General features: G+C 40.4%; 23 protein-coding genes. 11 read left to right on the forward strand and 12 right to left on the reverse strand.

Features of this window, described 5'->3' with window-relative positions; all coding sequences use genetic code 11:
* Positions 1 to 12: 12 nt before the first annotated feature.
* Positions 13 to 1,392 (reverse strand): MATE family efflux transporter, encoded by a 1,380-nt coding sequence (locus F8B77_RS01560; protein ID WP_151653098.1) that lies wholly within the window; start codon positions 1,390 to 1,392, stop codon positions 13 to 15.
* Between the two features lie 126 nt (positions 1,393 to 1,518).
* Between F8B77_RS01560 and F8B77_RS01565 the strand changes: the two genes are divergently transcribed.
* A complete protein-coding gene (locus F8B77_RS01565; protein ID WP_151653100.1) occupies positions 1,519 to 2,958 on the forward strand; it encodes a DUF2867 domain-containing protein in 1,440 nt (479 codons plus the stop codon).
* 110 nt (positions 2,959 to 3,068) lie between these two features.
* Here the strand turns inward: F8B77_RS01565 and F8B77_RS01570 are convergent, their stop codons facing one another.
* The 5 genes from F8B77_RS01570 to F8B77_RS01590 form a co-directional block, all read right to left on the reverse strand.
* Positions 3,069 to 3,755: a DUF2913 family protein gene (locus F8B77_RS01570; protein ID WP_151653102.1), complete on the reverse strand. Its 687-nt coding sequence runs from the start codon at positions 3,753 to 3,755 to the stop codon at positions 3,069 to 3,071.
* Positions 3,756 to 4,961: a Bcr/CflA family multidrug efflux MFS transporter gene (locus tag F8B77_RS01575; RefSeq protein ID WP_151653104.1), complete on the reverse strand. Its 1,206-nt coding sequence runs from the start codon at positions 4,959 to 4,961 to the stop codon at positions 3,756 to 3,758.
* Between the two features lie 189 nt (positions 4,962 to 5,150).
* Complete coding sequence (gene rsuA / locus F8B77_RS01580; RefSeq protein WP_130049034.1) at positions 5,151 to 5,852, reverse strand: 16S rRNA pseudouridine(516) synthase RsuA; 702 nt, start codon at positions 5,850 to 5,852, stop codon at positions 5,151 to 5,153.
* Between the two features lie 69 nt (positions 5,853 to 5,921).
* Positions 5,922 to 7,526 (reverse strand): DHA2 family efflux MFS transporter permease subunit, encoded by a 1,605-nt coding sequence (locus tag F8B77_RS01585; RefSeq protein ID WP_151653106.1) that lies wholly within the window; start codon positions 7,524 to 7,526, stop codon positions 5,922 to 5,924.
* 2 nt (positions 7,527 to 7,528) lie between these two features.
* Positions 7,529 to 8,599, reverse strand: a complete 1,071-nt coding sequence (locus F8B77_RS01590; protein ID WP_244298158.1) for an HlyD family secretion protein — start codon at positions 8,597 to 8,599, stop codon at positions 7,529 to 7,531.
* Positions 8,600 to 8,728: 129 nt separating this feature from the next.
* Here F8B77_RS01590 and F8B77_RS01595 point away from each other — a divergent pair, with 129 nt between their 5' ends.
* From F8B77_RS01595 to secF, 4 genes are all read left to right on the forward strand, one after another.
* Positions 8,729 to 9,643 carry a LysR family transcriptional regulator gene (locus F8B77_RS01595; protein WP_151653108.1) on the forward strand — a complete coding sequence of 305 codons (915 nt, stop codon included), beginning with the start codon at positions 8,729 to 8,731 and terminating at the stop codon, positions 9,641 to 9,643.
* 107 nt (positions 9,644 to 9,750) lie between these two features.
* Complete coding sequence (locus F8B77_RS01600; protein ID WP_167512727.1) at positions 9,751 to 10,257, forward strand: hypothetical protein; 507 nt, start codon at positions 9,751 to 9,753, stop codon at positions 10,255 to 10,257.
* Positions 10,258 to 10,366: 109 nt separating this feature from the next.
* Positions 10,367 to 12,190: a protein translocase subunit SecD gene (gene secD / locus F8B77_RS01605; RefSeq protein ID WP_151653110.1), complete on the forward strand. Its 1,824-nt coding sequence runs from the start codon at positions 10,367 to 10,369 to the stop codon at positions 12,188 to 12,190.
* A gap of 3 nt (positions 12,191 to 12,193) precedes the next feature.
* Positions 12,194 to 13,093: a protein translocase subunit SecF gene (gene secF, locus F8B77_RS01610; RefSeq protein ID WP_151653112.1), complete on the forward strand. Its 900-nt coding sequence runs from the start codon at positions 12,194 to 12,196 to the stop codon at positions 13,091 to 13,093.
* Between the two features lie 346 nt (positions 13,094 to 13,439).
* Here secF and F8B77_RS01615 read toward each other — a convergent pair whose 3' ends face one another.
* Positions 13,440 to 13,745, reverse strand: coding sequence for a Fis family transcriptional regulator (locus tag F8B77_RS01615; protein ID WP_151653114.1), 306 nt, complete (start codon positions 13,743 to 13,745; stop codon positions 13,440 to 13,442).
* A 71-nt stretch (positions 13,746 to 13,816) separates the two neighbouring features.
* The gene (locus tag F8B77_RS01620; protein WP_151653116.1) at positions 13,817 to 14,320 is read right to left on the reverse strand and encodes a YcxB family protein; all 504 of its coding nucleotides are present in this window, start codon (positions 14,318 to 14,320) and stop codon (positions 13,817 to 13,819) included.
* 167 nt (positions 14,321 to 14,487) lie between these two features.
* Between F8B77_RS01620 and F8B77_RS01625 the strand changes: the two genes are divergently transcribed.
* Complete coding sequence (locus tag F8B77_RS01625; RefSeq protein ID WP_151653118.1) at positions 14,488 to 15,150, forward strand: CatA-like O-acetyltransferase; 663 nt, start codon at positions 14,488 to 14,490, stop codon at positions 15,148 to 15,150.
* Between the two features lie 271 nt (positions 15,151 to 15,421).
* Positions 15,422 to 15,907: a VOC family protein gene (locus tag F8B77_RS01630; protein ID WP_151653120.1), complete on the forward strand. Its 486-nt coding sequence runs from the start codon at positions 15,422 to 15,424 to the stop codon at positions 15,905 to 15,907.
* A 148-nt stretch (positions 15,908 to 16,055) separates the two neighbouring features.
* Here F8B77_RS01630 and F8B77_RS01635 read toward each other — a convergent pair whose 3' ends face one another.
* Positions 16,056 to 17,600: a phospholipase D family protein gene (locus F8B77_RS01635; protein WP_151653122.1), complete on the reverse strand. Its 1,545-nt coding sequence runs from the start codon at positions 17,598 to 17,600 to the stop codon at positions 16,056 to 16,058.
* 134 nt (positions 17,601 to 17,734) lie between these two features.
* Between F8B77_RS01635 and radD the strand changes: the two genes are divergently transcribed.
* Positions 17,735 to 19,459: a DNA repair helicase RadD gene (radD, locus tag F8B77_RS01640; protein ID WP_151653124.1), complete on the forward strand. Its 1,725-nt coding sequence runs from the start codon at positions 17,735 to 17,737 to the stop codon at positions 19,457 to 19,459.
* A 33-nt stretch (positions 19,460 to 19,492) separates the two neighbouring features.
* On the opposite strand, the gene F8B77_RS01645 is transcribed toward radD, so the two are convergent.
* Positions 19,493 to 19,918 (reverse strand): cytochrome c, encoded by a 426-nt coding sequence (locus F8B77_RS01645; RefSeq protein WP_244298159.1) that lies wholly within the window; start codon positions 19,916 to 19,918, stop codon positions 19,493 to 19,495.
* Positions 19,919 to 20,140: 222 nt separating this feature from the next.
* On the opposite strand from F8B77_RS01645, the gene rplY reads away from it, so the two are divergent.
* Positions 20,141 to 20,419, forward strand: a complete 279-nt coding sequence (rplY, locus tag F8B77_RS01650; RefSeq protein WP_130048037.1) for a 50S ribosomal protein L25 — start codon at positions 20,141 to 20,143, stop codon at positions 20,417 to 20,419.
* A 348-nt stretch (positions 20,420 to 20,767) separates the two neighbouring features.
* Positions 20,768 to 21,214, forward strand: a complete 447-nt coding sequence (locus F8B77_RS01655; RefSeq protein WP_151653128.1) for an META domain-containing protein — start codon at positions 20,768 to 20,770, stop codon at positions 21,212 to 21,214.
* A 622-nt stretch (positions 21,215 to 21,836) separates the two neighbouring features.
* On the opposite strand, the gene F8B77_RS01660 is transcribed toward F8B77_RS01655, so the two are convergent.
* Positions 21,837 to 22,433, reverse strand: coding sequence for a VOC family protein (locus F8B77_RS01660; RefSeq protein ID WP_151653130.1), 597 nt, complete (start codon positions 22,431 to 22,433; stop codon positions 21,837 to 21,839).
* Between the two features lie 183 nt (positions 22,434 to 22,616).
* On the opposite strand from F8B77_RS01660, the gene argS reads away from it, so the two are divergent.
* Positions 22,617 to 24,350 (forward strand): arginine--tRNA ligase, encoded by a 1,734-nt coding sequence (argS, locus tag F8B77_RS01665; protein ID WP_151653132.1) that lies wholly within the window; start codon positions 22,617 to 22,619, stop codon positions 24,348 to 24,350.
* Between the two features lie 111 nt (positions 24,351 to 24,461).
* Here the strand turns inward: argS and yfbV are convergent, their stop codons facing one another.
* On the reverse strand, positions 24,462 to 24,911 hold the full coding sequence (yfbV, locus tag F8B77_RS01670; protein ID WP_151653134.1) for a terminus macrodomain insulation protein YfbV: 450 nt from the start codon (positions 24,909 to 24,911) through the stop codon (positions 24,462 to 24,464).
* Positions 24,912 to 24,973 lie beyond the last annotated feature (62 nt).

The raw sequence follows: 24,973 nt of genomic DNA on the forward strand, positions 1-24,973 counted from the left end.
AGGGCACTTTTCTTACGCATCTACCAGATTTTTAATCCATTTTTTAGATTTCATTCGATAAATTGAACCAAACCATTTCACTATTTCTTCCACCACAAATAGGGCATAAACATACTCAGGAGGTAAACCTAAGACTAATGCACCAACTGCAGCAATTGGGATCCCGATAAACCACTGAGAGATAATATCTTGGTATAAACAATACTTAACGTCTCCTCCAGCACGCAGCACTCCAACGATTGCCGTCAATGGCACACTTCGGATCACAATAATAATGGCAAGAATAGCCATAAACTTCTCAGCAATCGCACGTGTTTCAGTGGTTAATGCCGGAAACATATCCAAAATTTGATGCTGAAATACCATAACAAACAGTGCAATAACCATGCTGGTTGCAACGCTCAAACCCAATACGCCCCAGCTTTGGTAATACACCGCTTCATATTTTTTAGCGCCAAGCTGGTTACCGATCAATACCGAAGCTGCCCCCGCAGCACCAATAAGAAAGCTAAGTGCAATAGATTCAATAGGAGAAATCACCGACAGCGCAGCTAAACCTTGAACGCCTGACTGTCCCATAATGGCATGATAAGCAAATATCCCTGCAGACCAGACCAAAAAGTTAAACGTTGTAGGCAAAGATAAAGAAAGGAACTTAGAAATTTTTGGCCAATTTAATACCGCTTTAACCTCTTCAATACCAAAGCTTAATAAGTGCGATCGGCTGTAAAGGTAGCCATATAAAAAGACAATTTCAATAATGCCACTGATCAAGGTTGCTAATGCAGCCCCCTTAATACCCATTGCTGGTGCGCCTAAATTACCGAAGATTAGCACCCAGTTAAAAAACACATTGGCGACAATGCCAATACCACTAAAAAAGGTACTAACACCCGGTTGATGAATAGAGCGTAAGCCAACCGCCATACTACTGCCACAAGAAACTACATACATGGTAAGTGCAGTAATAAAGAGGTAATCAGCCCCCAAATCAATGACTTCTTGAGAGTCAGTCGCCAATGACATAATTTGTTCTGGAATTAAAAAGAACAGTACAACAGGAATGGTCGCCATTGCCATACTCACCATCCAAGTGAGTGCGGTACTTTGGCGTACCCCCTCTTTATTTTGTGCTCCCCAATATTGGGCGGTTAATAGTGCGCCGCCTGTTGTTACACCAACCAACATAATCGTCGTCACAAATGTTGCTCGGCTCGCCACACCAACCGCGGCAATCTCAGCTTCGCCTAATTGACCGAGCATAAGTACGTCCACTAAGCCACGGCTTGAAAACATAATATTTTGCAAGGCAATAGGAATGGCGATCATTAATAATCGCTTAAGAAACTCACCACGAGTGTGACCAATGACATTAGAAAGAAAAACAGACATGAAGAACCTCAAATAAACAACAAATTAACCATTTGCACTACATAAGATCCATTAGGTATATGCCTACAAATTGTACTAGAATCAAAATGTAATTAATATTTATATTCACAAGATAAAGGAATAATCTTGAATAAAAAAAAGACAATCTTAATCGTTGGAGCCTCTGGGTATGTGGGGTCACAATTAATCCCACAACTATTACAACAAGGACATAACGTCATTGCTTGCGCTCGTAATATAGATTACCTACTCGATAGAGTTGTTAACCATCCAAACTTACAATGTCATTACCTTGACTTAGAAGAAGCTGATTCTATTCTTCCCATAATAGAACACTGTGACATTGCGTACTTTTTAGTTCACGGTATGTCCCATGGTCATGATTTTATTGATTATGAAGTCTCCCTTGCTGAAAACTTTAAAATCGCAGCAGAACAATCATCTCTGTCTAAAATCATTTATTTAAGTGCCTTACAGCCAGAAGGCTATCAATCTCAACATTTACTAGCACGTAAAAAAACTGGTGAATTACTGCGTTCAACAGGTATCCCTACCATAGAAATCAATTCAGGAATCATCATTGGTACGGGCTCTGCCGCTTTTGAAATCATGACTGATTTTGTTAACCATTTCCCGGTATTAATCTGTCCGGTTTGGATTAATTCACAAGCAAACCCGATTGCGATAGAAAACCTAAACCATTACTTAATTCAATGCATTGATTACCCGTTAGCCGACTCTATCACCTTTGAAGCAGGCGGCCCTGAAACGGTGAGCTACCAAGATCTATTTCATCTCATTGCCAAACGTAATCATCGCTCTATAAAAATCATTCCAACGCGGTTTATTTCCCCTTCTTTTGCTGGTTTATGGCTTGGTATTGTCACTTCTGTGCCATCAGATTTAGGCCGAGCACTATTAGCAGGCATAGACCATGATTTAATTGCGGATAACTCAAAGATAGAACGCACATTCCCACAACCGTTGCTTTCATTATCTGATGCCATAAATAAGGCCCAAGAAACCAATGACGAAACAATAAAAACCGAGATTTGGGGCTTTGATCCAAGCGCATTAAAACGTTGGAAATCAGATTATGGTTATTATCCAAAACAAGCAGGGGCAAACTTTACAACCACTGCCTCAGCTCAACAATTATGGACCGTAATTGAACGTTTAGGCAGTAAAGAAGGCTATTTCTTCGCAAACGCATTATGGCGAACCAGAGAATGGTTAGACCCTTTACTTGGAGGTTCATTCCCGATAAGAAGAAGACCTGAATCAGGAAAAGTACAACTAGGCGATTATATTGATTCATGGAAAGTGATTCGTTGCGAAGAGAATAAGTTCTTATCATTACTGTTTGGAATGACAGCCCCAGGGCTAGGACGATTAGAGTTTTCAATCAAAGAGATAGATGAGAATCATCGCCAGTTAGATGTCCGTGCATGGTGGCACCCTAAAGGCTTTTGGGGGTTAATGTATTGGTTCGCAATGTTCCCTGCGCATTTGTTTATTTTTAAAGGCATGGTGAAAGCGATTTGTAAAAAAGCAGAAGCCGAATAAATACCAAAAGAGTAAAAAGAGTAAAAAGAAAAACCATAATCAAAAAGCAGCAAACACAAAAAAAGCGCAGATAGTCTGCGCTTTTCACTATTATAAATAAAAGAGAAACTCTATTTCTTCACATTAAATGAAAATGGTGTTTCTGCTAATTGTAAACTGTGGTTACGAGGGAAAATCAGGTACTCACCATGATATTTCACTTTCGACTTATAATCAGAACGCTTGTGAACCATCAAACCATGCTCATAAGCAGATTCAATAAACTCATGGTGATTACCGCGAACATAACAGGTTAATGGTTTCACTAACTCGGCAGAATCATCTTCACCATCAAAACACGATTCAAGCTGTGTAGAGCAGATAATTAACGAGTGATCACCATCAGAAAATAACGACGCCTTTGGCAGTACTTCGTATTCTGTTGTTACACACCACTCTTTCTCTTCTTCTAAAAACTCACCCCACGCTAAAATCGCTTCTTTTGTAATAGACTTTGTGTTTTCAACAGACGCTAACTCACCATATAAACGCGAGTAATGCTCAAAACGAGTCGGCAACTCAGTACCCGTTCCTTTTGTGCGCCCTTCTTTTTGCCATGTTTTTAGATCACCGGCTACGCAATGAGCAAAGCGCTGTGACTTAATTGCAGTAGTTACCCAGCGAATTAAAAAATGGTTCGCACTGACAGGATTTTTAGGCAAACGACCACTGTCTTTTGACTCTTGTAAATCACCTAATGCAGCATTGATTACACGCTGAATTTCTTGATAATACTGCACTGATTTTTTTTCACTCATTTACGCTTTTCGCCCAAAAACAAAATAACAACCAAAAGATAAAATTGAACACGCCGTCATTGCGCCTACCATAGGCCAAGCCGAATCTGACGGCAGCATTGCAATACCGACTCCAACTAATGAGCCAGTACCGAAACGTAATGTACCAGCTAGAGAAGACGCTGTCCCTGCCATTTTAGGGTAATGACTTAATAATAACGCCATACTATTACTACCAATAGTAGAAATACACCCAACCGACAAGACCACTGGGATAACCGTTCCCCATAACCCCCAGCCTAACCACTGACCAATCATCATCAGTATGCCAGCGAACAACTGGATCGACAGCCCCAACTTTAGCATATTATGAGAGCCCGCTCGTTTTACGATACGGCCATTTAGCGTCGTCATAATGATTAGAAAAACAATATTTAAACCAAATAAGTAACCAAAGTTCTGAGCACTCACGCCATAAATATCAATATAAACAAATGAGCCAGCAGTTAAAAATGCAAACATACAAGAGAATGAGAATGCACCAGAGAAGATCAGCCCAAGTGATACCGGGTTCTTAAATAGCGATAAATAATTTCGTAAAGAAGAGCTTAATTTGAACGGTTCGCGATTCTCTTCTTTTAATGTTTCTGGAATTTTCCACAAAATCGCAAAAATGATTAATACCGAAAAAACGGCCAATAACCAAAAGATAGAACGCCAGCCAAACCACACCGCCAAATGCCCGCCAATCATAGGCGCCGCTAATGGTGCAACGGTCATAACCAAGGTAATAAACGCCATGGTTCTCGCAAAATCTTCTTTATCAAACATATCTCGAACAATGGCCTGAATAACCACTGATGACGCTGCCCCAGCTACGCCTTGTAATACTCGGATATACATTAAGGACTCGATACTATCAACCAAAGCACCAATCACCGCACACACGGCAAATAAAATAGTCCCTATGATTAAAACAGGTCGACGGCCATAACTGTCAGCAAGCGGGCCATGAATAAGCTGAGCAATAGCAAAACCGGCAGTATAAGCCGTTAATGTCATTTGAACCGAACCGGCAGATACACCTAAGTCAGCCGCAATACTTGGCATTGCTGGCAAATACATGTCAATTGCAAGTGGAGTTAATGCCGCAATAGCACCCAAAATAACAATGAGTAATAAATTGAGTGTGGGTACCTCAGGAGAAGCACTAGAACTTGTGGACATAACTGAACCTACAAAAAGAAAGAGCAAAAGGAGTTTGAAATTTTAACACGACAAACGTTTATCTGCTTATCAATTCTTAGAACTTTGCACTAATTTACGCAAGGATGCTCAAATGTTTATACCCGCTAATAGTATAAAAAAACGGCATGACCGAGATCATACCTTTTTTCTTTATAAAGCGGCTAGAAGCTATGCGAATACGGCTTCAACTTCTTCTTCAGTCAGGTAACGATATTCACCAGGCTCTAGAGAATAATCTAAACCTAAACCGCCAATTTGAGAACGGTGTAAGCCATCAACTTTATTACCAAGCGCTGCAAACATACGTTTCACTTGGTGATATTTACCTTCTTGAATCGTTAGTAGAAGTTCGTTTTCGTCTTCATCAACAATTTCCATTACCGCTGGCATAGTTAAACCAGTTTCACTCTTAAGTTGAATACCTTCTGCTAATTGCTCAGCGTAATCAGCACCGATAGATTCAGCTAACCACACTCGGTACGTTTTTGGACACTTACGTTTTGGTGATGTGATCTTATGTGACCATTGACCATCATCAGTAATTAATACCAAACCTGTCGTATCTACATCAAGACGACCCGCAAAGTGCAGTTTCTCAAGATTAACTTCATCTAAAAGCGTTAATGCCGATGGGTGAGTATTGTCTTCATGTGAACATACATAACCATCTGGCTTAAATAACATAATATAGCGAGGACCATGGAATTTAAGTTCACGACCATCCCACTCAACGGTTGAATCATCGGTTACTTTTACTGAAGTAACCTTTGTTTTCACACCATCAACGGTAACCGTACCACTTTTAATAATACGAGTTGCTTCTTTACGAGTGGCACCTGTTGTTTCGCACAAAAATTTATCTAAACGCATGAGAACCTCATTTCAATATTCTGCCGCATTATACCCAAACCACTTGAAGAAGCGAGCACACATAAAAAATTAATGCGCCCCACCTTCAATTGATGAAGGATTCGAATTTGATTTAACAAAAAACATCATAAAAGCAGCAAAACCTAAGAAGAATGTCATCATTAAAAAGACATCGTTATACGCCATAATCGCGGCATCTCGCTGCATCGTCATGGTTAATGATGCTTTAGCTTGCAACATAGCCGTTGCAGGATCACTGCCCTTTGAGACAAACATCGCTGCACTCTGTTGCAATTGATACCAACCGTCGGTACTCACGCTAGTTAGTGTTTCTTTAATGTGCCCCAAATGCTCACGCGTTTTGTTATCCAGCATGGTCGCGATAATCGCAATACTGAATGCGCCACCCAAATTACGCAATACATTAGTAATGGTAGAAGCATCCGCCACTTGATGTTTTTGAATCTCTTCCATCGCGACCAATGACAAAGGCACCATGATGAACGGGCTGCCAATCGCACGTAATAACATAGAGAAAATCAATTGGTCACCGCCAAATAAATAACTCATGTGCGTATTTACAAAACAGCTAATGCCAAACATCGAAAAGCCAAAAAACACCAAATATTTCGCTTTTATAATCTGAGTTAACTTAGGAACTAATGGGAAAATTAATAACTGCGGAAAACCCATCCACATCAATACTTCACCAATTTCCAAGGCGTTATACCCTTGAATTTGGATCATATACATTGGCAGCACGTAAATAGACCCCAGCAGTGCCATCCCTAATATCAAATACGCTACGCATGACATCGCAAACTGACTTTGTTTCAGTAGCCGCAAATTCACCAGAGGGTTCTTATGCTGTAGCTCATTAATCACAAAATAAATTAAGCTAATTGCTGAAATAATAGATAAGGTAATGATGAAACTAGAGCTAAACCACTCTTCACGGTTCCCCTCTTCTAGTACCACTTCTAAACAACCAAGACCAATCGCCATCGTGGTAATACCAAACCAATCGGCTTTTAATAAGCTGTCTAATTTTAATGGCTCATCATCAAGCCCGTAATTGACCATGCAAATAAGCGCAATTGCTGGTGGAATGTTGATGTAGAAAATATAGTGCCATGAGAAGTTTTCAGTTAACCAACCACCCAATGTTGGCCCGATAGAAGGTGCAAACGTCGCTGTTACCCCAAATAACGCCATCCCAACTGCACGCTTATTTAATGGTAATAACTGAACAACCAGAGAGAAAGCCAGTGGGATTAACGCCCCACCACTAAAGCCTTGGATCGCACGAAAGACGATCATTGATCCCATATTCCAAGACACAGAACACAGCACCGATGCCACAGCAAAAATGATGGTTGTCCAGGTTAAATAACGACGCTTACCAATCGCAACAGATAGCCAACCACTTAATGGAATCGCAATCATTTCTGCCACAAGATAAGAAGTCGATATCCACGAGCTCTCATCCATAGTGGCCGATAGCGCACCTTGAATGTCTTTTAGAGATGAGTTGGTGATCTGAATATCCAGAATCGCCATAAACGCCCCCAACAAACCACCAAATAGCGCTATCCAATGGCGTCTTGGTATTTCAGGTTCTATTGGTACATCGGCAGATTCATTTTGATTTGTCACCGTTAATTCTTGAGTCATGACTAACCTCGAGTATCAACCGTTGCAACCACAGAAAGACCCGGGATCAGCTTACCTTCTAATAAATCCGTATTTAAAATGCTGATTTTAACCGGCACACGCTGCACAATTTTAGTGAAGTTACCGGTCGCATTCTCTGGTGGCAGTAACGCAAACTTAGCGCCCGTTGCAGGAGAAAAACTATCAACAATGCCTTTTAGGTGTAGATCTGGGTACGCATCTAAATCGACAAACACTTTTTGTCCTTTGTCAATATCACCCAGTTGCGTTTCTTTAAAGTTTGCTTCAATCCATACATCTGTTGTTGGAACTAAACTAAGCAAAGGCATGCCCGCTTGAACCAATAAACCGCTGCGCAAACTACGTTTACCTACCACACCATCAATTGGCGCGTAGATATTAGTGTAAGACAGGTTAATCTCTGTTTGTTCTAACGCCGCTTTGGCTTGAACTAACCCAGCCTCCGCTTGAGCAATCTCGCTTTCAATCACATTGATTTGTTCTTTCGATGCTTGGTAATTGGCTTTTGCAGCATCCACATTTGCCAGCGTCACTTTAAGGTGTGATACGTTATTATCTAACTCATCTTGTGACGAATAATTCTTTTTAATTAACGCTTTAGTTCGTTTAACTTGTTGCTGAGCACGCTCATATTCCGCATTGGCTGATTCAATCTCACTCGCCGCTTGACGAATACGAATGTCTTGCAACTTACGCTCAGCCGCTAGGTTCTTAATTGCAGCAGAGCTAACCAATACGTTCGCCTCTGCTTTCTCTTTTTCTGCCTCAAAATCACGACTGTCTATGGTTGCCAATAAATCACCCGCTTTTACCATTTGGTTATCTTCAACAAATGTTTTGGCAATGTAACCGCCTACTTTAGGGCTGATCGTTGTGATATCACCTTGCAGATACGCATTGTCTGTTGATTGGAAGTATTGTCCATAACCGTACCAGTAACCCGCCCCTGCAAGACCACATAGAATAATCACAATCGTTGCAATCAAAGGTGCTTTATTTTTTTTCTTTTGTTGTTCTGCCACGGTACGTACCCACTTTGAAGATGAAGCCATTCACGCTGAATCAACATGAATGTAATAAATAAGAGAAGCAGAGTATAAAACGAAAATGATTTGTTGATTAGATAGGAAAAAAAGGAAACACTGTTGCACAAATCTTACCAATCAATAAGGAATCGTCTAATGATGGATTTGAATAACATTACCATATTAAATCAAGTGATTGATTCTGGTAGCTTTACTCAAGCAGCCATTAATCTTGGAATGACAAAATCAACCGTTAGCCGAAAACTTGCAGAGCTTGAAGAGCATCTAGGCGTGAAGTTGATCACTCGTTCGACACGAAAATTAGGCTTAACTCAGGAAGGTGAGGTTTTTTATCAAGCCAGCGTTAAAGTGCTCGATATCATGCAACAAACCGAGCTAGAACTGACTGCAAACCAAAATTTAATTCGCGGTCATCTTAACTTAGCCATGCCAGTAGAGATCGGGCATAACGTCATGTCTGATTACATCAACAGCTTTCTTAAACGCTACCCTGAAGTATCAGTTAATGTAGAAATGACCAACAGAGCCGTCGATATTATTGGTGATGGCATTGATCTTTATGTCCAAATTGGCGAGATCAACGACTCTTCATTAGTCGCACGAACCATCGATTTTTCTGAGCGTATTATTGTGGCAAGCCCTGAGTATTTAAACACTTATGGAATGATTACCTCACCAGAAGATCTCCAGTCGCCTCATCATCAAATCAAAGTCGTTAACGCGGTAAAAGTACCTAATCTGTACTTTAACCAAGTCGATAAAGCCATTCGCGTTAATCTGCCTTATCGCTTGAAAGTGAATACCATTACGGCGTGTAAATCTGCTTGTTTAAGTGGTTTAGGCATCGCTTCTTTGCCTGAGTTCTTATGTCGAGAGCACATCAAAAATGGCGAACTGGTGCAAATTCTTCCTGATTGGGATTTGCCAAAAGCGGCGATTAGCTTGGTGTTTCCACAAAATAAACTGATACCAAAACGATTACGTGTTTTTATTGACCATGTACTTGAGCGATTTGAATTAACGACAGCGGAAAGAAATAAGAGTAAATAATTCACTAAAATTACATCAATTTTTCTGAATCTATTAATTTCACTTGCCAGTAAGGTCATTCATCGAATACGATGCGATGGTCTATATGCACATCACTGGATTTTTTTGTGGTTCAACTGTTTCGATTATTGATAATTTGTCTTTGCTTTGGGGTAAGCTCGCTTGCTCAGGCATCTGCATATCATCAAAATAGCTACAGTGATTTCTCAGAATTGACCATTGAGCAACATTCTACCGTTCCTGTGACACTTTCTGTTGATAGCTCTTCTATCCTATCGATTGATTTCTCTACGTGTGCCATCGACAACGCTCAATCTGACCCAACAGCATTACACTCTCAAAATGCATCTCAAAGCCACGACGTTAACTTAGGCATCGCCTATTCTTCTCGTATGGCGAATTTAGCTCGTCATGAGCCAGAAGAAGTCTTTCCTGTTTATGAGTTAGCGCTTGAGATCCCTGTAACGCCTTCTGAGCAACTCACCATTGGTTATCAAGAAAAACCAAAACCAACGGTTAATTGGGCATTAAACACCTACTCATCTACTTCACGAATTTCGGCTTGGAAGGAAAGCAACCTTCTCTACAGCCAGCGGTTATACCCACACGCTTAATTTCACACCCAAAATCCATTGATTTATCACTTAGTTATTTCTGTATTCAGATCTAGCTAGATTTGTGACTTTTTCGCATACGCAACTTCGTATGTGAGGTGAAATTATTATGCAAAGAAAACAACCAATACAACGACTGAACCATTATTCTAAATGGAAATACATCGTACTTATTACGACCCTTGTTATTCTATTACTGAGTGCGATCCCGACTTGGTATGGTGAAAATGCCGCCGTTCAAATTACTAATAAAGACGGGCAAATCCCTTCTATTGTTCAATTACAAAATACCTTAACCGACCAAGGAATAACGGTTAAACGCATCGAGCAAAAAGGCGATAAAACCATCGTTATTTTGCAAGATGAAGCACAGCAAGTTGCCGCTAAAGACGTACTGGCCTCTGTGATTGATGACAGTAAAAAAGGCACAACATTAGCTCTATCTCTTGCACCAGCCGCACCTGCTTGGTTACAAAACATGGGATTTGAACCAATCAAACTTGGTTTGGATTTACGTGGCGGTGTGCAATTCTTACTCGATGTTGATGTAAGCCAAGTTTACCAGGCACAACGTAATGAGCTGTCTGATTCTTTAAAACAAGAGCTGCGTGAAGAACAGATTCGCTCCGTTCAATTCCAAAAAGAAGGCAGTGATAGCTTAGTGGTGCGTTTGCCATCAGAAGAAGCTAGCCACGCTGCTCGTCAGTTTATTCATAAAAACTACCCAACTTGGCAAGTGACTAACGGCGACGATTTTGATCTTAAATTAACGCTTAAAGAAGATGAAAAAATTGCCGTACGTAACCTAACGGTACAGCAAAACCTTCAAACCATGCGTAGCCGTATTGAAGAGTTAGGTATTACCGAAGCACTGGTTCAGCGTCAAGGTGAAAACCGCATTCGTATCGAGCTTCCGGGCGTTCAAGATCCAGCAGCAGCGAAAAACGTTATTGGTGCGACAGCAAGTCTTGCTTTCTACGCAGTAAAAGAACAAGGCACTGGCAGCACAATGATCGTTCCTGATCAAAACGGCCAACCAGTTCGCGTAGGCAGAAAACCAGTACTAACGGGTGAGCACATTGTTGATGCTCGCGCTAGCCTTGGCGAAATGGGCATGGCAGAAGTCAACATTGTTCTTGATAGTTCAGGCGGCAAAATCATGTCTGAGTTCTCTCGTCACAATGTCGGCAAGCCAATGGCAACCTCATACAACGAATACAGCCGTGATAGCGCGGGTAACACAGAGCAAAGTAACCAAATCATCAGTGTTGCGACGATTCAAAGTCAGCTAGGTAGCCGTTTTAGAATCACAGGTTCTGGCTCTCTTCAAGAATCTCAAGAGCTTGCTCTGCTTCTACGTGCTGGCTCACTAACGGCGCCTGTGACTATCGTTGAAGAACGCACTATTGGTCCAACGCTAGGTGCTGAAAACATCCAAAACGGCTTTGCTGCTTTAGGTCTTGGTCTTGGTTTAACTCTGCTGTTTATGGCGGTGTGGTACCGTCGTTTAGGCTGGGTTGCCAACATTGCGCTTATTGGCAACATGGTGATGCTATTTGGTCTGCTTGCGCTTATTCCGGGTGCGGTTCTTACGCTTCCGGGTATTGCAGGTCTTGTACTGACCGTAGGTATGGCGGTAGATACCAACGTACTGATATTTGAACGTATTAAAGATAAACAGAAAGAAGGTCGAACATTGGCTCAAGCCATTGATAGAGGCTTTAGTAGTGCATTTGGTACCATTTTCGATGCCAACTTCACCACAATGATTACCGCAGTGGTTCTATACACCATCGGTAATGGCCCTATTCAAGGCTTCGCATTAACACTGGGCTTAGGTCTATTAACCAGTATGTTCACCGGCATCTTCGCGTCACGTGCCATTATCAATTTAGTTTGGGGTCGTGATTCTCGTCATGATGTTAGGATTTAAGTTATGTTTATAAATATGAAAAATGCAACAAAATGGCGTCACATGACGAGTGTGGTTTCTATCGGTTTAATGATTTTTGCATTATCGATGATAGCCATGAAAGGCCTTAACTGGGGCTTGGATTTTACTGGCGGTATCGTAAGTGAAGTTCAAATTGATAGCAAAATCACAAGCAGTGAAATTGCGCCGTTATTGGATGCAAGCTTTAAACAAGATGTGGCGGTTATTGCCTCTGGTGAGCCGGGTCGTTGGGTGTTGCGTTATGCTATCCCACCAAAAGGCGTTGAGCTTCCACCACTGACTGAGGTACTTGCTCCGCTGCATACCGATGTTCAAGTATTGAATACCAGTATCGTTGGTCCACAAGTAGGCCAAGAACTAACTGAACAAGGCGGCATGGCGTTATTGGTGTCAGTTTTGGTTATCTTAGCGTACTTAAGCTACCGTTTTGAATGGCGTTTGGCTTCTGGCTCTCTGTTTGCCCTAACCCACGATATCGTGTTTGTGCTTGGTTTCTTTGCTGCGACTCAAATGGAGTTTAACTTAACGACCCTAGCCGCTATTTTGGCGATTTTAGGTTACTCGTTAAATGACTCTATCATCATTGCAGATCGAATTCGTGAGCTGTTAATTGCCAAGCCTGAGTTATCTATCCAAGAGGTGAATAACCAAGCGGTTGCGGCAACCTTCTCTCGTACTATGGTGACATCAGGCACAACCCTAATCACGGTTGGTTCTTTATGGTTATTGGGTGGAGGTCCACTAGAGGGCTTTGCGATTGCGATGTTCATCGGTATCGTGACGGGCACTTGGTCTTCAATTTCAGTAGGTACAACCCTACCTGAATACTTTGGTTTGAATTCGGATCACTACAAGCCAAAACCTATTTCTGAAGAGCCTTAGGGATTGGTTTAGATAGTAAAAAGCCGCAGGGAATGCAGCTGATGTTGAGGGATCTGGTTTAGGCTGGATCCCTTTTTTTGGGTGGAGCTTGTGCTATTTATTTTTTAGGCTTAACTCGTTATTGGGCAGAAATTAGTGAGGCCATGTATCTTGCTGCCATATCCACATAATGCCTTCCTCTGAGCCAATTTCGCTTAATCTAATCACAGTATGATGCGAATAGTGTACTTATTCAAATCATTTAATGATGCGATTAGCCCTCTTATTCACATCAAAATATGATGTGATTAGAGGTATTATTCGCATCACGACAAGTCAAAACTCGATTCACTTTCTTTAATAAACGCTACTTGCGCTTTTTCTGTGTATCGTAACTGAGGTGCTTATCTATGTTCTTTAGTTGAATCCCAACCTTATTAAATGCCTTTTGAATGGTTGTTGAAACATGAAGCGATCCTTCTCCCATTAAAAAGTTTTCTCGATCTTGATTTGTTTCAAATACGCAGACGATTTTTAAGCTCTGTGGAAAAGAAGAGTAATTGACCGTATGAGTCACCCAAAGGAAACCCTCGTAGCCTTTTAACGTATCTTCACAAACTTCAGTCAACACGACTCTAATTTGATTTTCGATCTTCTTATCTGATTTACGCATAAAGCAAACTTCCTATTTAACACCTTTAAAAAAGGTTTCGGTCAACATTATGTTATTCGGGAGAATGGGGATTACTTTGCTTTTGATGTTTCGTGCTGCTCTACAATAAAAGCGATCTCTTTCTCATTTAGGCACGATTTACTGACGTATTGGCGCTGTTTACCGATATGGAAAATAAGCCCTAAATCACTTTGTTCAACTTGGTCGATGTCGCTCCAAGCGATAGTGCGGGAGTTTTTCGTGTTTTTAAGGCTTTTATAACTCACACCATTTTCGTCAACGTTAAACTCCACTTTACTGCCAGAGAGTGAGCTGATGGATTGTCGCCATAGCCACCACGTTCTCTTAAAATAAATACTGAACGCTTCAATAATACTCAACGCAATAAAGAACCAACCAATATAACCATTAGGTAATAGTTCCAGTTTTAATAACGCCACACCAAAAAGAAAAAAGAGAATTCCTTTTAAATAGGCTTTTGGAAACGTAATTGGCTGGCTAGTTTGATCATAACACTCAGCAAAGAAAGTCTTATCGAGTATGTATTCTGTGGTGACACTAAAATCTTTAGACATATAGGGCTACTTTACGGTTTTATGTGAATGAGTCTCTATGCTGCGATCTCGCAACTTAGGCATTGTATCGTTTCTTGGGGCTTTTCTACATTCAAATATATCTTAAAGTCACTTAGGTATATAAAATCAGCTTAATCAAAATCAGTGAACTCTAATAGGGAAATCAAATGGCGTATGAAGTGCTAGATGTCAGCCAGTGGGCACGAGCTCAACACTTGAAGTTTTATCAAGGTTTTAGCCATCCTTGGTATAACATCTGCTCCAATATCGATGTAACGGCACTGCGCCAATATTGTAAGCAGCATAATCATCGCTTCTTTCATGCTTATCTTTACCTAACTCAACAAGCGCTAAATAAATGTGAACCGATGAGCTATCGCCTTATGGGTGAAGAAGTTCGCATTTACTCACTTATGTGTGTCAGTGTGGCGCTACTCGCCGATGATAATACGGTACGTTTTTGCGATTTAGACCATGAACCTACGTTTTCTGACTTTACCACCAGTGCCACCAACGCTGAAACTCGGATTAAAAATACGCCTTTTATTGTAGAGCAGTTCATTGGCCAAGAAATGAAGCAGAATACGATTCATTTAACCGTATTGCCATGGGTAGATTTCACTAGTATGACTCATGCGAGAGACGTTAATTTCCCAGACAGCGTGCCAAAAATGGCATTTGGGAAATTGGTTCAACAAGGTGAACAATGGCGTATGCCACTGTCTGTTGAAGTGCACCATGGTTTAATGGATGGTTTACACGTGGGGCAATTTATACAAACATTACAAGCGATGTTTGATAATCCATCACTGCTTGAGCAAGCTAAATAGGATTCATCTTTCTATTAAGACGAGCGGTCTTACGCTCGTCAAAATACCAAGTTTCATTTGATTACTTCCCCAAGTTCAACTTTAAATAAAGATATTCAAATCAAATCACATCATTCCGTTAATCATAAATATTCTTATATCTTTCTTGTACCAATAACAAAATATTATTATTTTAATAAATTTTGATAATTTCACGTAATCCTCATTCTTACCTATACTCTCTTACATCGAAACAACATAACGAATTAATAAAACTTATTTGGAGCACATTATGAAAATGAATCACGTTGGTATCATGGTTGGCGACATGGACAAAGCTGTTGAGTTCTATACTAAAGCGTTAGGGCTTGAGATTGTAATGGGCAATACCAAGGTTACAGAGGAGCGCGAAACCGCAATTGGCCGTATGTGTATTGCTGTTTTTGGTGAAGGATTTAAAGGTTTTAACATTGCGCATTTATTAACTAAAGATGGCATTGGTTTTGAATTATTTGAAATGAAAGAGCGTCAAGAGCGCCACGAAGTTGATTTCTCTCGCATTGGTATCTTCCATTTTTGTCTTCAAACCGATGACTTCCATGGTGTAATTGCTCGTACAGAAGAGTTTGGTGGTAAAGTTCGCATGGACATTATGCGTTATCACCCAGAAGATGATAATAATACAAGTCAAATGGTTTACCTAGAAGACCCGTTTGGTAACTTATTTGAGCTTTATTCTCATACATATGAAGAAACATACGCTGCCGATTACGAGTAATCGAACTCTAGCAGAAGTGGCATTAAAAAAGGATTGGTAGAGATACCAATCCTTTTTCTATGTAAGCAATAAAATGTTTAATACGCCTGCTATAGCTTAATTTGTAGTAAGTGCTAAATCATAACTTAGCACATTAAGATTATTCTCATCACAAATACTTTTCTATTGGTAACAACTGCAAAAATTGAGATTCAAAACGCTCCCATCGACCGGTTTCTGGTTCATCTTCCCAACTTTTATCGCCTGAATACCAACGAACATCGCCCTCTTGCAGTTTTAGATGCCAACTGTTTTCTTCATCCATGGCGTGTTCGATATCTTGCGTGAGTTGCTGTGCGATTTCTTGATTTTCAATGATTAAAATCGACTCTGTATTCAGGTACGTTGAGCGTAAATTGAAGTTAAAAGAGCCGATACTCGCGATACGATCATCAAAAACAGCAGACTTAGCGTGAAGTCCATAAGGCAATATTGGTGCGCACTTAGAGATATCTCTAGTCGATTCTTCACATAATCCAGCTTCTGGTTTTAATTCATATAGCTGAATACCATGTTCAAGCATATCTTTACGACGGCCTGCGTAACCTGAATGATTGGTGGTTAAATCGTTCGATGCCATTGAGTTAGTTAACGCTTTTATCTCAACGCCCTTACTAACCAATTCTTGCCACCCTTCGAGTTGGTTATCATCAAATATAAGGTAAGCCGATTCTAATAAGATCTCTTTGTCTGATTCACTGGCTAATTTCGCGAGCGCTTTCGCCGTTGATTTTGGCTCACTGGTGTTATCTTTATCCAGCGGTACAGGGCGATCAAATACGAACTTAGTGTTAACCCAAGTCATTTTATCCATTAGATCAGTTAGGTATTGATGGGCTGTTTTATTGCCCTCAGGTAAGACTGGGTAGTTTTTATAAACGGGGGCATCAATCTCATCTAACACAGGTTGCTGTGAGACTGGTTCTAATGAAACTTCTTTTGCTAATAAATCCACAGGATAAGACCAAGTACTGTCCCAATACTCGATAAAACTGGTTTGTATATCACGAACGACTGAACCTCGAACTAATACATCACGGTCACGAAAATTAATCTCGTTAGAAAGATCAAAATACTCGTCACCAATATTGCGTCCACCCACCACAGAGAACACGCCATCAACGGTGAATGACTTATTATGCATACGACGATTTAAACGAGAAAAATCCCCTAAAAAGTTCACCCACTTAGTAACACCACGACGAGTTGGGATAGGGTTAAATACGCGAATATCAACTTGAGGATGCGCGTTTAACGCCACAAGCAGATCTTCACGTTCGTTTAAGTTGATATCATCAAGCATCACTCGCACTTTTACACCACGATCTGCTGCGGCTAATAAGCGACTGGCAAGGTAATGTCCTGATGCGTCTGAGTTCCAAATGTAATATTGAATATCAATACTGTGCTCTGCTGTCTCGATTAATGCGAGGCGCTGCGCTAATGCATCCCAACCTTTATCTTGCAACAAAACGGCACTGGTTTCTGGGGTTGATTGCTTAGGTTGATAAGCGTCATTTAACTCCGATAGCGAACTGGTTAATGGCACAAGTACAGGTTCGTTCATGTGTTCAACTTCATTAGGAAGTGAGCCACAACCTGAAAGAATAGCGACGAAAAATAGAGTGGTATGAATGCGTTTAAGCACTGACATTGAATAAACTTCCTTTGTTAATTTTTAGTAACCAATCCTGATTATCTCTGCCGTAATATTAGCAAGAAAACAAAGAGTAATCTTATATATTCTGATATGATGCCTTTTTTGCCTTAACCACTGTTTATATATCCATGTATACATTACGACCTTACCAACAAGATTCTGTTAAAGCGGTTATACATTATTTCCGAAAACACACAACGCCTGCGGTGTTAGTACTGCCGACGGGGGCCGGGAAAAGTTTGGTGATAGCTGAATTAGCACGAATTGCAAAAGGTCGTGTATTGGTACTTGCTCACGTTAAAGAGCTTGTTGAACAAAACCATGAAAAATACGAAGGTTATGGCGAAGAGGCCTCTATATTTTCAGCAGGATTAGGCCGTAAAGAAAACGATAAGAAAGTGGTGTTTGCCTCGGTGCAATCTGTGGTGCGTAACCTTGATTCATTTAAAGATCAATTTTCGTTATTGGTTATTGATGAGTGCCACCGCGTGCCAGATAACAAAGACACCAGTTACCGTAAAGTGATTGAGCACTTACAAACCCAAAATGCGGGTATTAAGGTGCTTGGCTTAACCGCGACACCTTATCGTTTAGGTATTGGTTGGATTTACCAATACCACACTCGCGGCCAAGTCAAAACTGACACGCCTCGTTTTTTCCGTGATTGCATTTTTGAATTGCCTATTCAATATCTATTGGATGAGGGCTTTTTAACGCCTGCAAAGCTGCTAGATGCTCCGATATTGAGCTATGACTTCTCGCAGTTAAAACCTGCTTCTACTGGTAAATACAAAGAATCAGAATTGGATTTGGTGATTGAAGAGTCCAAACGCGCTACACCACAAATCGTTCAGCAAATAGTGGAGTACGCCAAAGACAGAAAAGGCGTGATGATCTTTGCTGCGACGGTGCGCCATGCTCAAGAAATATTGTCACTACTACCACCTGAGCAATCTGAATTGGTGATTGGCGATACCAAAGTTGTCGAACGTGATGCCATTATTCAACGCTTCAAAAAACAACAAACCAAATTTTTAGTTAATGTCTCGGTATTAACGACGGGCTTTGATGCCCCTCATGTTGATTTAATCGCTATTTTACGTCCAACAGAGTCTGTCAGTTTATACCAACAAATCATTGGTCGTGGGTTACGTTTAGCGGAAGGCAAAACTGAATGTACAATTTTGGATTATGCCGGTAACTGCTTTGATTTATACCAGCCTGAAGTGGGCGATCCTAAACCTGACAGTAACAGTGAAATCATTACTATTCCCTGCCCTGCTTGCGGCTTTAATAATAACTTTTGGGGTAAGTTAGACAGCAATGGCTTTTTGCTTGAGCATTTTGGGCGTCGCTGCCAAGGCTACTTTGAAGATGATGATGGCACTCGCGAAGAGTGTGGTTATCGTTTTAGAGCCAAATATTGTAATGAATGCGGTGCAGATAACGATATCGCTGCCCGTGTTTGTCATGAGTGCAACGCCATTTTGGTTGATCCTGATAAAAAATTGAAAGAAGCCTTAAAGCTAAAAGATGCACGCATTCTAAATTGCATTGATTTAACCCTTACCGCTGGGAAAAATCAGTTCGATAAACCCCAAATCAAAGTGACTTATTTAGGTGACGATGATTCTGAGCTGCATGAAGTGTGGCAAATGGCGACTAAAAAACAGAAGCAATTATTTTTGAATAACTTTGTGCGCCCTCATTTGGTCGATAGGCACCGTCCATTTGAAGAAACAACGGCAATAAAAATCGCGAATAATCAACACCGTTTTCGTCCGCCGAGCTTTGTGATTGCGCGTAAACAAGGTAAGTTTTGGTCTATTCGCGATAAGATCTTTGAAGAATAATCTGTTTATTCCGTCATCCGATTTAAAGCTCGATTACCACAAAGAGCGATAATTCATATGGCAAGAGCGGCACTGAGCGAACGCTTTATCAAGGGCAGCTCGTGCTGCAACGTCATCTTGCTCTACTGCGGCTTCACTAATTAAGATAAATTGCTGAGATAAGGTATCGAACTTACCTTCAAATTCGGCTTTTTGGGCCCAAATTTTAGTGCGTGCTCGGCTGTTATCTGCACTGCCTTCTGGAAACAACGTCTTTTGCTCTTCAACCGTTAAGTGAGCACTTTGGGCAAGTGGCATGATTTCATTCCAATCTAGCACCTCTTTATCAAACGCATCATCTAATAAATCAACCGTTGCATCCAGATACTGGAAGTTATCTTGTCGGGCTTCTATTTCTTGGGCGTAATCCGCTGCAGCCGCTGATAAAGAAAGTAACGTAATTAATCCTATTTTTTTCATCTCTGCCTCCATGCTGCTATTTTATTGCTATACGTATTCATCGTTGAATTCCACGATAACTTTTACATTAACAAAAACCTATCAAAAACACACTAAAATAGGTTGTTAGATAAATAATGAGATGGTACTATTCGCGCTCGTTTTTCGAAACGAAAAGTCTGTTAAGTTAGGTCGCTAAGCTTAATGGCATTTTTTTATTTTACTATTTTGAGAGTAAAGACTATGAAATTTGAAGCAGTAGTACGTACTGAACAAGGTAAGGGTGCGAGCCGCCGCCTTCGTCACGCTGGTAAATTCCCTGCAATCGTTTACGGTGGCACAGAAGCTCCAGTATCAATCGAACTAATCCACAGTGATATCATCAACCAAATGGATAAGCCTGAGTTTTACGAAGCAATTGAGCTAGTAATCAATGGCGCTACTGTTAAGGTTAAGCCGCAAGACGTTCAACGTCACGCGTTTAAGCCTAAAGTTGAGCACATGGACTTCATCCGCATCTAATTCGAGTCTGTTTTACTCTTTTGCATTATGTTATTTCTCTCTTACCAATTGAAATAACAACCCCTTTAAAGCCCTGATATTACCAGTATCGGGGCTTTAATCTATCTAACGTATAGGAATTACGTAACCTTCTATTTTCTTCTTCTACCAATGTAACTAATTAGATCAGACAATTATTGAAATTGGTACTATTAAAAACTAAGATCCCCTTCCCATTTCTCATTCTTATTGAGAAAACAGTAGTAATTGGACAGTGTTTTTTACGTTTTACTGACAATATTTGGTTATTCTCTTCTATACTTTTGTGTATTAAAAAAGCAAAAATTCATAAACCTGTTAGGAGCTAAAATGAAAAAGTTATTAGTGGCTGTATCTTTACCTATATTAATGGCTGCATGTGCAAGCAATGGCGATAACGCAATGACTGATGATCAAGTTTCAGCTGATATGCTTCAACACCATAACTGGCAACTAACGCAAGTTGATGGCAAAGACATCGTTGCTTCTGACGAAATGGAAACTCCTCGTCTTGAAATCGGCGAGAAAATGACTGCAAACGGTAATGCTGGTTGTAACAACTTTTTTGGTCAGGCTGAGCTAAGTAAAGAAGGTCAATTCCGTATTGAGAAAATGGGAATGACAATGAAAATGTGTATGGGTGATTCAATGACTACCGAACAAGCGGTGACTAGTACACTATCTACTTGGAGCGACATTACCCTAACTAAAGAAAACTTGATCCTTAAAGGTCAAGAACACAAATTAACATTCACACTGCGTGACTGGGTAAACTAATCACATTGTATTAGTTATACTGTCTTCGATATACTCAATCTGAAGATACAAAAAACCGGTGAATTCCCCCTCACCGGTTTTTTCTTATCTGCTATTTCTAGACTTCAGTCCAACGCTTATACCATTCTGGATAAGTAGTTGTTCAGATAATTGCGTAGGAAAAATCGATTAGAGCAAGGCATAAATTACAGTAACTAGTTGATCTAATTACAAAATTTATAACGCAGATATAATCAATTTTAACAAGCAAGAATGATCAAATACTTATGTAGATTGGTATTAAAGATTAGCGGTGTATTGATGCCACTAACCTAAAAGAAAGAATCGTAGTTAATGCCTATAATGAAATCGCCAATAAGGTACTTTCTCTATGGGAATTATCTGCTTGTTTGTTCTGCTCGACAAAAAACAGGGTGTACTCAATCACTATTCCTAAAATCAATATCAAAGCCAATAAATTAAACAAATTTAATGGCAGCCCTACAAAATTAAGCAAATGATCTGAGCGATTTAGCTGCCTATCCTTGGGATGAATTAAATAATTTAATACTCACTCAATGATCAAAAAAGGCATCCAACCTCTAGATGGGATGCCTTTTATATTTTTAGGTATCAAGCCTATTTATGCCTGCTCACTCTCGATAACCGCTTTGAGGCTATGTGGATGAAGCTTTATACACACACCTTGATATTTAAAAGCAACGGTATAATTTGCAATTCGCTCTGCATCACCAGATGGACAACTCTGTTTAACTTTTACACCTAAAGACGCTAATTTATCCCATTTCCCTTTTAGTGTTGGGAAGGTTTTTAATATGTAGTCTAAAAAAGCCTCTTGCGAATCTACATCGCATGGAATAACCCACTCTACATGTTCCCACCCTTGCTGAGGGTAAGCTTTCTCCCCTGGATATGGTAACTCTAAACATTCAATAGACCATCCATTGATATTTAATACTTCATTAAAGCCTAGAGCAATAATTGGGCGGCCATTGATCTCGTTATTCGACCATTCTTCTGCTTGCAATAACCACGCTTTATGCGCTGACTCTGCAACACTACGATCATTAATTCGTAAAGCGATATGATCCGCTTGATAACCTGTAAGGTCTAATCCCAATACATCAAGTAAGATTTCGATTCTATCCATAAAAGCAGGTAAAGAATTAATTAACTGTTGAGGCTCTAATTGTTGTTCTTTTAATAATAACGATGACATAAAGGTAACTTAACGATTAAGAGTAAGAAACGAATTGTAGCAACCTCTTTACTTGATGTTTAGCGTCTTAAGAAAAAATAGCAGAAACTATTAAATATCCCCTGGTTTATTGCTATTATTAGCGACTATTTTGCTTTCCATGCAACAGCATTCCTGTATAACAGCGATATGAAGGATAACTCTTTGAATATTCAATCACTTATTAACGACAAAGTTTCTCAAGCCTTAGAGGCAGCCGGCGCGCCAGCAGGCAGCCCTGCCGCAGTTCGTCAATCTGCAAAAGCTCAATTTGGTGACTACCAAGCTAACGGCGTAATGGGCGTAGCTAAGCGACTAGGCACAAACCCACGAGAATTTGCTCAGAAAGTACTGGATGTTTTGGATCTTGATGGCATCGCTAGCAAAACTGAAATTGCAGGCCCTGGCTTTATCAATATTTTCTTATCAGAAGAATTTCTAGCACAACAAGCAGAAGCGGCATTGGCTGATGAACGCCTAGGTGTTGCTAAAGAAGAACAACAAAACATCGTTGCAGATTACTCTGCACCAAACGTTGCAAAAGAAATGCACGTTGGTCACCTACGTTCAACTATCATCGGTGATGCTGTTGTTCGTACTCTTGAGTTTTTAGGTCACAACGTGACTCGTGCGAACCACATCGGTGACTGGGGTACTCAATTTGGTATGCTTATCGCAAACCTCGGGCGCATCCAAAAAGAGAAAGGCGAAGTTTCTATGGAACTGTCTGATCTTGAAGGTTTCTACCGTGAATCTAAAAAACTGTATGACGAAGATGAAGAGTTTGCAGTAACTGCACGGGGTTACGTTGTTAAACTTCAAGGTGGTGATGAGTTCTGTGCAGAAATGTGGAAGAAGCTTGTTGACGTAACTATGGTTCAAAACCAACGCAACTATGATCGTCTAAACGTGTCACTAACTCGTGATAACGTAATGGGTGAAAGTATGTATAACAGCATGCTTGCTCCAATCGTTGCTGATCTTCAAAAGCAAGGTTTAGCTGTTGAGAGTGATGGTGCTCAAGTCGTTTACCTTGATGAATACAAAAACAAAGATGGCGAGCCTATGGGCGTTATCGTTCAAAAACGTGACGGTGGCTTCCTTTACACAACGACTGACATCGCTTGTGCTAAATACCGTTTCGAAGAATTGAATGCTGACCGTGTTCTTTACTTTATCGACTCACGTCAACACCAACACCTAATGCAAGCGTGGACTATCGTTCGTAAAGCAGGCTATGTTCCTGAGAGCGTATCTTTAGAGCACCACGCGTTTGGTATGATGCTAGGTAAAGATGGCCGTCCATTTAAAACTCGTGCTGGTGGTACGGTTCGTCTAGCTGATCTTCTTGATGAAGCAGAAGAGCGTGCAACAAAACTAATCGAAGAGAAAAACAAAGATCTATCAGCTGAAGAAAAAGCAAAAATTGCGACTACTGTTGCAATGGCTGCGGTTAAGTACTCAGATCTTTCTAAGCACCGTACTACAGATTACATCTTCGATTGGGACAACATGCTTGCATTCGAAGGGAACACAGCACCTTACATGCAATATGCATACACTCGTGTAGCTTCTATCTTCAGCAAAGCTGGCTTGTCTATGGATGAGTTAACGGGTGAAGTGAAGATCACTGATGAGAAAGAAAAAGCACTTGTTTCTAAACTAATGCAATTTGAAGAAGCAGTTCAAGCGGTAGCAAGTGAAGGTCAACCTCACCTAATGTGTGCTTACCTATTCGAACTTGCTGGTCAATTCTCTAGCTTCTATGAAGCGTGCCCTATTCTTAACAACGAAGACGAAGCTGTTAAGCAAAGCCGCCTGAAACTGGCTGCATTAACCGCTAAGACAATCAAGCAAGGTTTAGAGCTATTAGGTATTGAAACGCTAGAGCGTATGTAATTCCTATTTCAACAATCTGAGTACTAGTTTATTCAGAATGTTGAGGTTTAAAATAAAAAAGGAGCTAATCTTAGCTCCTTTTTTATTACATCAAATTTATGTTACAAATGGTTAAAACCAACGTTCTAAAGCCGTTTTATCTAACTGCTTGAATGCTTTATTCAAAATGTTAGCTAATTCTTTATAACGTGGTTGGCTCTTCATTGGCTCTAATGCAGCTCCTGACTCTATGATTTTTTGATATAACTCTCGGTACCAACTCGCGAGCGCAGGTGGTAATTTTGTATTCGCTCGATTACCTAACCACCAGAAACCTTGTAATGGCATACTTAATGCGAACAATGCAATGATAATCGCTTGTGGTAACCCTGCTGTATTATTGAAAGCCATCTGGGTTAGTACGCTAATAACAGCAACTGCTGGCATTACCTTTGCGGCAAACTTAGTTGCCTTAATTACACGAGGTTCTGGGAACATTGGAGCTAACTCTTTTCGCTCAGGCCAAGCGTCCATGTAGGTCTGGCCGTCTCGAAATCGGAATAGAAAACCGTTTTCACTCATATTGCCCCCTTAATTTCTAAACAAAAGTTTAATAATTCAAAAATATACAGAATAAACTTGAT

Origin of the sequence: Aliivibrio finisterrensis, assembly GCF_008933155.1 — a bacterium.
In the GTDB taxonomy this organism is placed as follows: domain Bacteria; phylum Pseudomonadota; class Gammaproteobacteria; order Enterobacterales; family Vibrionaceae; genus Aliivibrio; species Aliivibrio finisterrensis.